The following is a 12,654-nucleotide window of genomic DNA, read 5'->3' as shown; positions in this document are numbered from 1 at the left end:
TTTTTCTCCTTTTTATCTTTCTGATATTATTTTAGAAATAGATTTTGGTAAAAGTTTGTGCTCTTCTACTAATATTCTTTTTTGAAGAACTTCAGCAGTATCCCCTTCCAATACAGGCACTTTTACTTGAAAGATCACTTCTCCACTATCTACGCCACTATCTACATAATGAACTGTACATCCGCTTTCTTTCTCTCCTGCTGCAAGGACTGCTTCATGTACTTTTATTCCATACATTCCAGGTCCTCCAAATTTAGGAAGCAGAGAAGGGTGGATATTAATTATCTTCCCCTTCCATTTTTCTACAAATTCTTCATCTATTATAGACAGGAACCCTGCAAGAACAATCAAGTCAACTCCTTTTTCAGAAACGACTCTGTCTATTTCTTTGCACAATTCCTTTTTAAAGACTTTTCTATCTAAAATACAGCTTACTATCCCTTGCTCAGCTGCTCTCTCCACTCCATAACATTCTCTGTCTCCAATGACGCAGGCTACTTCACATGCCAGCTCGCCGCTTTTTGACTTCTCTATTATAGATTGAAGATTGCTTCCTCCTCCTGATACTAATACTGCTATCTTAAACATAGGCCTTTCTCTCCCTTTTGAACATATCCTATTTCAAAAGCTTCTTCTCCATGTTTTGCTAATTCTTCTATTACACCCTCTTTATCTTTAGGGTCTACTACTAGAACAAATCCTACTCCCATGTTGAATGTTCCAAACATTTCATTCTCAGGAATTTCTCCCTCTTTTTGAATATATTTGAATATATCAAGAACTCTTAATTTTTCTTTGAATACTACAGGTTGATGTCCTTCACTTATAGTTCTAGGTAGATTTTCAGGAAGTCCTCCACCAGTTATGTGAGCCATTCCTTTTATATTATATTTTTCTAATACAGCCATTACAGCTTTAACATATATTTTTGTAGGTGTTAAAAGAGTTTCACTGATAGGTTTTCCATTGAAATCTTTAGTATAATCAGTTATTACTTTTCTTACTAAAGAGAATCCATTACTATGTACTCCAGAAGATGGGATAGCTATAAGGATATCTCCTTCAGAAGTTGTACTTCCATTTACTATTTTAGATTTTTCTACTGCTCCTACACAGAACCCAGCAATATCATAATCTCCCACTTTATAGAATCCAGGCATTTCAGCAGTTTCTCCACCTATAAGTGCAGCTCCTGCCTGATAACATCCCTCTGCAACTCCTGACACAAGTTCAGCAGCTACTTCAGCATCTAGTTTTCCACAAGCTAGATAGTCTAAGAAGAATATAGGTTGTGCTCCATGACAAAGTACGTCATTTACACACATGGCCACAGCATCTATTCCTACAGTATCATATTTTTTTGATGTTAATGCTACTTCAAGTTTTGTTCCTACTCCATCAGTTCCAGAAACTAATACAGGATTTTCATATTTTCCTAATTCATACATAGCTCCAAAACTTCCAAGTCCATTAAGTACACTACTGTTTTGAGTTTTAGCCACTGCTTTTTTCATAAGTTCTACTGCTTTGTAACCCTCTTCTTTATCTACTCCAGCTTCTTTATAAGAAATTGCCATTTTTTCCTCCCAAATAATTTTTTTACTCTTCTGTTGGTGTGCACATAGGATATACTCCATTGAAACATCCTACACAATAATCTTTACAATCTAATGATTTTATCATATTATCCATTGATAAATAATCCAATGTATCTGCATTTATCTCTTTTCTGATTTCATCAACTGTCATTCTAGCAGCTATAAGCTCATCTCTATGTGCTGTATCTATTCCATAGAAACAAGAATATTTAACTGCCGGAGAAGCTGATCTGAAGTGAACTTCCTTTGCTCCTGCTCTTCTTATTAAATCAATAAGTATTTTACTTGTTGTTCCTCTTACTAGAGAGTCATCAATTATTACTACTCTTTTTCCTTCAAGCTGTACTCTTAATGGATTAAGTTTTACCATTACAGCCTGCTCTCTTAAAGCTTGAGTTGGTTTAATGAATGTTCTTCCAATATATTTGTTTTTGATAAGTCCCATAGCATATGGTATTCCGCTTTCTTCAGCATATCCAATAGCTGCTGGTATTCCAGAATCTGGCACTCCAATAACAATGTCAGCTTCTATTTTCATCTGTTTAGCTAGAAGTCTTCCAGCTCTTACTCTAGCTTCATATACATTTATCCCATCTATGATACTGTCAGGTCTAGCAAAGTAAATGTGCTCAAATGAACAAGGTGCTACTTTATTATTTTCAGCATATCTGATTGATTTAACTCCTGTTTCATCTATGATTACCATTTCTCCAGCTTCTACATCTCTTATTAAATGTCCACCTATAGAATCTATAGCACATGATTCAGAAGCAAGGAAGTAATCTCCCTCTTCATTCATTCCAAGGCATAGAGGTCTGATTCCATATGGATCTCTTACTCCTATAAGTTTGTTGTCTGCTAGTATTACTAGAGCATAAGCTCCTTTTATCGCTCCAACTGTACTTCTGATAGCTTCTTCAAAACCATTTACAGCTTTTCTTGCTACCATTTTGATTATTACTTCTGAGTCAGTAGTTGAAGTGAATGTAGCTCCACCATCTTCTAATAATTCTCTTATTACTCTTGTATTTGTCAGATTTCCATTGTGAGCAACTGCTATCTGACCAAGTTTAAATCTACTTTCTAAAGGCTGTGCATTTTCTATTTTGCTTTCACCAGTAGTAGAATATCTTACATGTCCTATTGCTGCGTTCCCTTGAAGATTATTCAAAGTTTCTTGAGTAAATACATCAGCTGTAAGTCCCATCCCCTTATATGTTACTAATTCTCCATTATTTGAGACAGTTATTCCTGCACTTTCCTGTCCTCTGTGTTGAAGAGCATATAGGGCATAGTAAGTTAATTGTGAAACTTCTTTTTGAGTTTTACTATATACTCCGAAAACTCCACATTCCTCTTCCATTTTGTCCTTTGCTAACATCATTTCTGTGCAGTTCATTATTCAGCCCCCAATCTTTTTAAAACTTCAATATACGCTTCTTCGATTCCGCCTAAATCTCTTCTGAATCTATCTTTATCCAATTTCATACCAGTTTCTTTATCCCATAATCTGCAAGTATCTGGAGTGATTTCATCTGCAAGAAGGATTTCTCCTTTACTATTTTTACCAAATTCTATTTTGAAGTCAACTAAAGTAATTCCGATTTTATCAAAAGAAGTTTTTAGTAAGTTGTTGATCTCTCCAGTTATTCTGTAGATTTCAGCTAATTCTTCATAAGTAGCAAGTCCTAATGCAACTGCATGGTGATCGTTGATTAATGGATCTCCATAAGCATCATTTTTATAGCAGATTTCAAATATAGTATTTACAGGTTTAGTTCCCTCTTCTACTCCTACTCTTTTAGCCATTGATCCAGCTATAACGTTTCTTACTATTACTTCTAATGGGAATATTTTTACTTTTTGACAAAGTTGATCTCTGTCATTAAGTACTTCTACCAAGTGAGTTTTTATTCCATTTTTTTCAAGCATTTCAAACAACATAGCAGTTATTTTGTTATTCATTATTCCTTTGTTTTCGATAGTTCCTTTTTTAGCTCCGTTACCTGCTGTTGCATCATCTTTGTAATGGATAACAACTAGATTCTCGTCATCAGTTGAATATACTTGTTTAGCTTTTCCTTCATAGATAAATTCTTTTTTTTGTGCAGACATTTCTTTTTTTCCTCCTAGAAATAGTTAATGTATTAAAAATTAAAAATTTTTGACTAGATTATCTTATAGCTCTACCCCAGTTTCATTATCAGCTATAAATTTTGCTTTCATGTCTTTTCTGAATTTTACAAGTTTCTCTTTTAATTCAGGACATTTTAAAGAAAGCATTTGTACAGCAAGCATTCCAGCATTGTATGAATTATTTACTCCTACAGTTGCTACTGGAATAGATTTAGGCATCTGCACTATTGAAAGAAGTGCATCCATACCGTTAAAAGCTGCCTCGATTGGCACCCCTATTCCAGGAAGTACAGTTTTAGATGCTATAACACCAGGAAGGTGGGCAGCCAGCCCAGCTCCTGCTATTATTACTTCATATCCATCTTTTTCTAATTTTTCTAATGTCTCTTCTAATTTTTCTGGCACTCTGTGAGCAGAAAGAACGTGAGCTGAGTACTCAATTCCAAACTCTTTTAAGCAGTTAGCTGCTCCCTTCATTTTATCTGTATCTGATTTACTACCAAATATTATGGCAACTTTCATCTTTTATTATCCTCCTGAGAATATCTATTATTTAAAATATTTAAATTCTATTTAAAGTATTTAACTCCATTTTCAAATATTTTCTGCTCTTTGTTTCCAGTAATATTTTTGAAAATATTCTTTCCTGCTCTTTCAGAGTGTCCCATTTTACCAAATACTTTACCATCTATTGAAGTAATTCCTTCAATAGCACAAGTAGAAGCATTAGGGTTAAATCTAAACTCATTAGTAGGAATTCCATCAAGATTTACATATTGAGTTGCAACCTGTCCATTTTCAAATAGTTTTTTAATAACATCATCATTGGCAAAGAATCTTCCCTCTCCATGTGATACAGCTATTTCAAATTCTTCTCCAGTTTCTATTCCTGCCAACCATGGTGATTTATTTGAAGTAACTTTTGTTTTTACCATTTGAGAAACGTGTCTACCTATCTTGTTGAATGTAAGAGTAGGAGAATTTTCAGTAACTTTTCCAATCTCTCCATATGGTAGAAGTCCTGATTTTACAAGAGCTTGGAATCCGTTACAGATACCTAGTATCAATCCATCTCTTTCTAGGAATTTAGCTATTGCTTCTGCTATCTTAGGATTTGTAAGTACAGTTGCAATGAATTTTCCTGATCCATCTGGCTCGTCTCCAGAACTGAATCCACCTGGGAACATAAGGATCTGTGAATTATTTATCTCTTTTACCATTTTTTCTATTGAATCATTGATATAGTCTTGAGTTATATTTCTGAATAAAAGTATATTAGCTTCTGCTCCAGCTTTTTCAAATACTCTAGCTGAATCATATTCACAGTTAGTTCCTGGGAATGCTGGTACTAATACTCTTGGTTTAGCAATTTTATTTTTACATACTATTATTTCTTTTTTCTCATATGGTGTCCAGATGTAGTTTTCTACTTTTTCTATTGTTTTGTGAGGGAATACTGGGAATAGTTTATCTAACCATACCTTTTCTCCTTCAGTCATACAGATTTCTTTATCTCCAACTACAATCTTGTACTCTTTTATTGTTTCTCCTAATAACTCTACGTTTTTACCTGTAAGCTCTTTAGAAGTTTCTACTACAAATGTTCCATATCCAAGTTTGAACAGCTCTTCTCCAAGATCAGCTATCTTAGCTCCAACTCTGTTTCCTAGAGTCATTTTACTTACAGCTTCAGCTATTCCACCTCTTTTTAAAGTCATTGCTGATAGGATAGTTCCATTTTTAATGTTTTCATATACAAATTCAAAGTTTTCTTTAAGCTCTTCTATATTTGGCATATAATTATCAAGCATATGATGTCTTACTAAGTATATTTTATTTCCAGCAGCTTTAAATTCTGGTGATATAACAACACTTGCTTTTACAGGAGTTACTGCAAAAGATATAAGTGTAGGTGGTACATGAATATCATTAAATGTTCCACTCATTGAGTCTTTTCCACCAATAGCTGGAATTCCAAATCCTCTTTGTGCTTCTATAGTTCCTAACAATGCTGAGAATGGTTTTCCCCAGTTCATTGGATTTTGTCCAAGTTTTTGGAAGTATTCTTGGAATGAAAGTCTTACAGTCTTGTAGTCTGCTCCCACTGCAACTAATTTAGCAAGAGATTCAACTACTGCATAAGCTCCTCCATGGAATTGCGACCAAGATGAAAGCACTGGGTCATATCCCCAAGTAATAGCAGAAGCTGTATCAGTTTCTCCTTTTAATAGAGGTATTTTCTGTACACTTACATCAGTAGGTGTCATTTGATATTTTCCACCAAAAGGCATAAGCACTGTTGTTGCTCCTATTGTAGCATCAAATATCTCCATAAGTCCTTTTTGAGAAGCTACATTTAAAGAAGAAAGCATATTCATCCATCTGTCTTTAATATCTGCTCCTTCAAAATTAACTGCATTCAATGGAGTATTTTCTTTTATGTCTTCAACTTCTACAGTAGTTTCTTGAGTAACTCCATTAGTATCAAGGAACTCTCTTGAAATATCTACTATTTTCTTACCTTTAAAATTAAGAACAAGTCTATTGTCATCTGTTACTACTGCAACTTCTGTTGCTAAAAGGTTTTCTTTTCCTGCAAGTTCCATAAATTTTTCTTTATCTTTAGCTTCGATTACTACTGCCATTCTCTCTTGTGATTCAGAAATAGCAAGTTCAGTACCGCTAAGTCCAAAGTATTTAGTAGGAACTACATCAAGATTTATATCAAGCCCTGGAGCTAATTCTCCAATAGCTACTGATACTCCTCCAGCACCAAAGTCATTACATTTTTTTATAAGTCTAGTAACTTCTGGATTTCTGAATAATCTTTGAATTTTTCTTTCTTCTGGTGCATTTCCTTTTTGAACTTCTGCACCACATAATCTCAATGAATCTCCTGTATGTTCTTTAGATGATCCAGTTGCTCCTCCGCAGCCGTCTCTTCCAGTTTTTCCTCCTAACAGGATAACTATATCTCCTTTAGAAGCGTTTTCTCTTCTTACCCAGTCAGCTGGTACAGCACCAACTACTGCTCCAACTTCCATTCTTTTTGCTTTATATCCATCATGATATATTTCACATACATGTCCAGTTGTAAGTCCAATCTGGTTACCATAAGCTGCATATCCACTTGCTGCTCCAGTAGTTATTTTCTTTTGAGGAAGTTTTCCTTGAAGTGTATCTTCAAGTTTTTCCAATGGATTACCAGAACCTGTTACTCTTATAGCCTGATAAACATATGATCTTCCTGATAATGGGTCTCTTATAGCTCCACCAAGACAAGTAGAAGCTCCTCCAAATGGTTCAATCTCTGTAGGATGGTTATGAGTTTCGTTCTTAAACATAAGAAGCCATTTCTCCATTTGTCCATCTACATCTACATCAATATATACAGAGCAGGCATTGATCTCATCAGATACTTCTAAGTCATCAAGTTTTCCGCTTTTTCTCATTTCTTTTCCACAGATAGTTGCCATATCCATAAGAGAGATATATTTCTTTTCAAGTCTCTCTCCATGTACAAACTCTCTCGCTTTTAAATATTCATCAAAAGCTTTTTGAAGTGTATCTCCAAAAGAAGTTTTTGGGAATACTATATCTTTGATTTTTGTTTCAAATGTTGTATGTCTGCAATGGTCAGACCAATAAGTATCCAACACTTTTATTTCTGTTTCAGTAGGGTCTCTCTTTTCAGTATTTTTAAAGTATTCCTGCACAAAAGCCACATCTGCTAATGTCATAGCTAGTCCAAGCTCTTCTCTGAAAGATTTTAATTCATCCATGTTGTAATTTATGAATCCAGTGAAAACAGGTACATCCTGTGCCTTTTCTCCTTCTTCTATCTCTAATTTAGTAAGATCTTTTTCTCTCATCTCAACTGGGTTGATGTAATACTTTTCAATTTTTTCTACATCTGCTTCTGTTATTTCTCCTTCAAGGATAATAACTCTTCCGCTAGTAACAGATACATTTTGATTTTTATCAGATATCAGATTCAAACACTGCATAGCTGAGTCGGCTCTCTGGTCAAACTGTCCTGGTAAAAATTCTACTGCAAAATATTTTGCTCCTTTAGTATCAAGAGTTTCAGTTACAGTATCAGTAACTATTTCTGAAAATATAAGCTTTTTAGCTTCTGCTAATTCAGCAGCTTCAATATTAAATACATCATAACAATTAAGAAGTCTTACTTTTGAAAGTTTTAGATCTTGAAAACTTTCTTTTAATTCATTTTCTAATCTCTTAGCCTCTAAATCAAATCCAGCTTTCTTTTCAACATAAATACGATAATTCATCGTGCCCCCTGCAATTATATTTTATTATTAATTTTTTTACTTTCAGTTAAATTAGAATAGTCCGTCAATCTTTCCATTTTCATCAATGTCTATAGATTCAGCTGCTGGTTTTTTAGGTAATCCAGGCATATCTATTATATCTCCTGCCATAGCTACTATAAATCCTGCTCCAGCTGATATTCTCAATTCTTTTACAGATACTGTAAATCCAGTAGGTCTTCCTAGAAGTGCTGCATTATCTGATAATGATTTTTGAGTTTTTGACATACACACTGGAAGTTTTCCATATCCAAGTTCATCTATAGTTTTAAGCATTTTCTTAGCAGGACCAGTAAATTCTACTCCATCTGCTCCATATATTTCTTTTGCTATTTTCTCTATTTTTTCTTTTATACTCATATCTAAATCATATAGTGGAGTATAGTTGTCAGTTCCTTTTTCTAATTGAGCAAGAACTTCTTCAGCAAGAGCGATTCCTCCCTCTCCACCTTTAGCCCATACTTCACAAAGAGCTACTGGCACTCCAAATTCTCTACAGTGTTTATCAACAAATTCAAGTTCTTTTTCAGTATCGCTTACAAATCTGTTAATAGCAACTACTACTGGTAAATTATATTTTTTCATATTTTCTATGTGTTTATCTAAGTTAGCTATTCCTTTTTCTAATGCTTCAAGATTCTCTTCTGAAAGTTCCTTAGCTCCACCATGGTGTTTTAAAGCTCTTACAGTTGCTACTACAACTACACAGTTAGGAGTAAGTCCACCTTTTCTGCATTTTATATCAAGAAATTTTTCTGCTCCAAGATCAGCAGCAAATCCAGCTTCAGTTATTGCATAATCAGAAAGTTTAAGTGCAAGTTTAGTAGCTAGAATAGAGTTGCATCCATGAGCTATATTTGCAAAAGGTCCTCCGTGAATAAATACTGGTGTATTTTCTAATGTCTGTACAAGGTTTGGTTTGATGGCTTCTTTAAGAAGTGCTGCAATAGCTCCTTCTATTTTAAGATCTCCTACTTTAAGAGCTTTTCCATCTCTTGCATAACCAAATACCATACTTCTTATTTTATCTTTAAGATCTGAAAGTGATGTAGCAAGACATAATGCCGCCATTATTTCAGATGCAACAGTGATTTGGAATGAACTTTCTCTAGGAATTCCATTAGCCTTTCCCCCAAGTCCTATCACTATATTTCTAAGTGCTCTGTCATTCATATCCAGAACTCTTTTCCAAGTTATTTTAGTAAGATCTATATCCAGAGCATTTCCAGAATTGATATGATTATCTATACAAGCTGCTATTAAGTTGTGAGCAACTCCAATAGCATGAAGATCTCCTGTAAAATGTAAATTTATATCCTCCATAGGTATAACCTGTGAATGTCCTCCACCAGTAGCTCCACCTTTCATTCCGAATACCGGCCCCAATGACGGTTCTCTAAGAGCTGCAATAGAAGATTTTCCAAGTTTGTTAAGTGCTTGTGTAAGTCCAACTGTAACAGTTGATTTCCCTTCCCCAGCAGGAGTAGGTGTGATAGCTGTAACTAATACCAGTTTCCCATCTTTCTTGTTCTCTAGGTTTTTAAGTACTTTCAAATCTACCTTAGCTTTATATTTACCATATTGTTCGATGCTGTCCTCATCAAGTCCTATCTTTTTTGCGATTTCCATAATGTTGACTATTTTAGCTTCCTGTGCAATTTGAATATCAGTTTTCACAAATTTCCTCCCTTGAAATTTTATATAAATAATTAAAAAGGCCTAAGTACACACTCATTCCGTTAAGTGCACACTTAGACCATTGTTTTTTCCTTAGGTTGATTTACTACATTATTTATGTTCTGTACTATTTTCTTTTTTATTCTTTTATGAGATAACATAGTATAATCCTCCTTCAAATTGTTTTCAGTACTTCATTTCTAATTCTATTCCAGATGAAGTAAATCTTTTTTTCAAAAAAATCAAAAAACAAAAGATTATATATGTATACTTCACCCATAGCAGCCATTTTAAGGTTGGCCGTAGAAACTCCTGTCCATATTACAGGTATATATGAGTTTTATTACCTTACTTTTAGAGTATCATATATACTGAATTTTGTCAAAGCAAATGTGACAAAGAAAGAAAAGATCAATTTATTTTACAGTTATTATATATTTTGTTTATTTGCCGAAATTTTTCTCAGATAAACGAACGATTAATCCCTCAATGGCAAGTATATATCCTTCCTTTCCAAAGCCGCAGATTTGTCCCACGCATGCAGGAGCTGTATATGATTTGTGTCTGAACTCTTCTCTTTGATGAACATTAGAAAGATGAACCTCTACAGTTGGTATATTTATACTTTTTATTGCATCATAAAGAGCTATGGAAGTATGAGTATAAGCTCCGGGATTTATAACAACTCCATCATATTTTTCAAAATATGCCATTTGAAGTATATTTATCATTTCTCCTTCTATGTTGCTTTGAAATATATTTATTTCAACATCACGATCATCAAACTTATCCATAATATATTTACATACACTTTGATAATTGTCCTGCCCATATATATCTTTCTCTCTTATACCTAAAAAATTCAAGTTAGGTCCATTCAATACCATTATTTTCATTCTATCTCTCCCTGTTATTTTATAAAATTATCTGCTAAATAATTGTAAAGTTCCTCTCCCAACGAATCATCAAATTCTCTTTCCTGCCATATTTCCTGTGCTTTTACTGCCTGCTCTATAAGCATATAAAGTCCATCTGCACATTGCAGTCCATTTTTTTCAGCTAAATTCAAAAATTCTGTTCTCAATGGATTATAAACTATGTCCACTGCTGCTGTAAATCTTTTTATGACTTCTTCGTCCACTGGAGAAACACCAACATTTGGATACATTCCCACTGGTGTTGTATTTATTATAACATCTCCTTCCAGAAAGTTTTCATAGATAGCTATATTGATATATGGGAATTTTTCTAAAAGGTCAGTAAGTTTACTTGAAAGAGTTCTTGATACCACTTTTATACTCTCTGCTCCCAGATCATGAAGAGCTGTTATTACAGATTTTGCTGCTCCTCCTGTTCCAAGTACTACACAGCTCTTTCCTTTTATTTCTATCTCTCCTCTTTCCAGAAGTCTTATAAATCCATAGTAGTCGCTGTTATATCCATAGCTTTTTCCATCTTTTACTTTAAGGACATTTACAGCTCCTATTTTTCTTACCTCTTCAGATAAGAAATCTATTTTTGGGAGAAGTGTTTCTTTATATGGAATAGTTATATTCACTCCTTCTATTCCCATTATCTTCATACCCTCTATTATATTTTCAGCATTGCTTTTTTCTACCTCATATAGAGAATAATATCCCTTTATATTATAGTTTTCAAATATATATTGATGAATGACAGGAGAAAGGGAATGACCGAGTTTTTCTCCTATGAGTCCATAAGTTTTCATTTTCTTACCCCTCTGTATTTTATTTTAAATTTATTATAGCACAACTATATAATAAAAAAAAGAGTGCCTCAAAGCAGAAATATAATTAAGAACTTTTTCATCAGAAAATTATCTCTTACTGACTTCCAAATTTCTAAAATTTAATCTAACTTTTGCACTCTCTTTATTTACAATATTATTTTGTTGTATTTCTTAATACATCTTTATACTGCATATACTCATCTTCTATTTTTTGTAAATATGCCTTTGCTTCTTCAGTAGTTAATATTTTTGCCTGCTGACTGAATCCAATTTTTAATTTCTCAGCATATTCAGGTGTTCCAACTACTTTTTCTGCGATTTCACTCATTTTAGCTACTATTGCTGGATCAGTTCCTTTAGGAAAAGCTATAATATATGGGTTATTCATTTCCATATCTACACCGCTTTCTTTAGCTGTTGGTACATCTCCCAAGTAAGGGTTTCTCTCTCCATTGTATTGAGCCAGAGCTATCATATCTCCATTTTGTACATAATCTTTTATACTTCCATAAGCTATAGATGCTACATCTATTCTTCCACCTAATAGGTTTGTAACTTTTTCAGATGTTGAACCTATATCTGCAAGTTTTAATTTTACCCCTGTTTTATCTTGAAGAATCAACACTTGTAAATGTGAAAATCCTCCAAATTCTGTTCCATATATAACACTTTCAGGATTAGCCTGACTTTTTTCTATAAGATCTTTTAATGAAGTGATTCCTGATTGTTTACTTGCTACTAATACTGATCCTCCATCTATTGCTGGAATACATGCTACATCAAATTCTTTAAAATCATAATCTGATATTCCAGATACATAGTTTACCACCATTGGACCTGAGTGAGTAAACAAAGCTTTGTATCCATTAGCTGGTGTTGCTTTTATACTTTCTGTAGCTGCCAGTCCAGAAGCACCAGGCATATTAGTTACTACTAATGGTTTTTTAGTTTCTTTTTCAAAGAATTCCCCAAATGTTCTGGCATTAAAGTCTGTATCTCCACCAGCTGATGCATGAAGAACTACTTCCACTGGTTTGTTAGGCCATACTGCTGCTGCATCTTTTCCTCCATCTTTTTTTCCACCACAACCTGATAATATTGTTGCAGCACATAATCCCATTAAAAATATTTTTCCAAATTTTTTCATTGATAAATCCCT

Annotated in this window: 10 protein-coding genes and 1 riboswitch; all 10 genes read right to left on the bottom strand. The window is 33.7% G+C overall.

Annotation, left to right across the window (positions count from 1 at the left end):
- Window positions 1-12: 12 nt before the first annotated feature.
- The 10 genes from purN to C4N20_RS13405 all read right to left on the bottom strand — a co-directional run bounded on the left by purN (window position 13) and on the right by C4N20_RS13405 (window position 12,642).
- The gene (gene purN / locus C4N20_RS13450; protein WP_005977769.1) at window positions 13-588 is read right to left on the bottom strand and encodes a phosphoribosylglycinamide formyltransferase; all 576 of its coding nucleotides are present in this window, start codon (window positions 586-588) and stop codon (window positions 13-15) included.
- Entirely contained in the window at window positions 576-1,577 is a 1,002-nt protein-coding gene (purM, locus tag C4N20_RS13445) for a phosphoribosylformylglycinamidine cyclo-ligase (protein WP_005977773.1), read from the bottom strand. The genes purN and purM overlap by 13 nt, the downstream gene beginning before the upstream one ends.
- A gap of 22 nt (window positions 1,578-1,599) precedes the next feature.
- On the bottom strand, window positions 1,600-2,997 hold the full coding sequence (gene purF, locus C4N20_RS13440) for an amidophosphoribosyltransferase (protein ID WP_005977775.1): 1,398 nt from the start codon (window positions 2,995-2,997) through the stop codon (window positions 1,600-1,602).
- Entirely contained in the window at window positions 2,997-3,713 is a 717-nt protein-coding gene (purC, locus tag C4N20_RS13435) for a phosphoribosylaminoimidazolesuccinocarboxamide synthase (RefSeq protein WP_005977777.1), read from the bottom strand. Before purC ends, purF begins: the two co-directional genes overlap by 1 nt.
- Before the next feature lie 63 nt (window positions 3,714-3,776).
- Window positions 3,777-4,256: a 5-(carboxyamino)imidazole ribonucleotide mutase gene (gene purE / locus C4N20_RS13430; RefSeq protein ID WP_005977780.1), complete on the bottom strand. Its 480-nt coding sequence runs from the start codon at window positions 4,254-4,256 to the stop codon at window positions 3,777-3,779.
- A gap of 47 nt (window positions 4,257-4,303) precedes the next feature.
- Window positions 4,304-8,029, bottom strand: a complete 3,726-nt coding sequence (locus tag C4N20_RS13425; protein ID WP_005977783.1) for a phosphoribosylformylglycinamidine synthase — start codon at window positions 8,027-8,029, stop codon at window positions 4,304-4,306.
- Between the two features lie 51 nt (window positions 8,030-8,080).
- Window positions 8,081-9,697, bottom strand: a complete 1,617-nt coding sequence (locus tag C4N20_RS13420) for a formate--tetrahydrofolate ligase (RefSeq protein ID WP_231940516.1) — start codon at window positions 9,695-9,697, stop codon at window positions 8,081-8,083.
- A 307-nt stretch (window positions 9,698-10,004) separates the two neighbouring features.
- A riboswitch (purine riboswitch) is annotated at window positions 10,005-10,102 on the bottom strand.
- Between the two features lie 86 nt (window positions 10,103-10,188).
- Window positions 10,189-10,641, bottom strand: coding sequence for a type II 3-dehydroquinate dehydratase (gene aroQ, locus C4N20_RS13415; protein ID WP_005977787.1), 453 nt, complete (start codon window positions 10,639-10,641; stop codon window positions 10,189-10,191).
- 14 nt (window positions 10,642-10,655) lie between these two features.
- On the bottom strand, window positions 10,656-11,474 hold the full coding sequence (aroE, locus tag C4N20_RS13410; RefSeq protein ID WP_005977789.1) for a shikimate dehydrogenase: 819 nt from the start codon (window positions 11,472-11,474) through the stop codon (window positions 10,656-10,658).
- Window positions 11,475-11,649: 175 nt separating this feature from the next.
- Window positions 11,650-12,642 carry a tripartite tricarboxylate transporter substrate binding protein gene (locus tag C4N20_RS13405; protein ID WP_005977790.1) on the bottom strand — a complete coding sequence of 331 codons (993 nt, stop codon included), beginning with the start codon at window positions 12,640-12,642 and terminating at the stop codon, window positions 11,650-11,652.
- Window positions 12,643-12,654: the final 12 nt, after the last annotated feature.

Origin of the sequence: Fusobacterium ulcerans (assembly GCF_003019675.1) — a bacterium.
Taxonomy (GTDB): domain Bacteria; phylum Fusobacteriota; class Fusobacteriia; order Fusobacteriales; family Fusobacteriaceae; genus Fusobacterium_A; species Fusobacterium_A ulcerans.
Note: the sequence above shows the minus strand (reverse complement) of the source record. Positions and strands in the feature narration are given on the sequence as shown.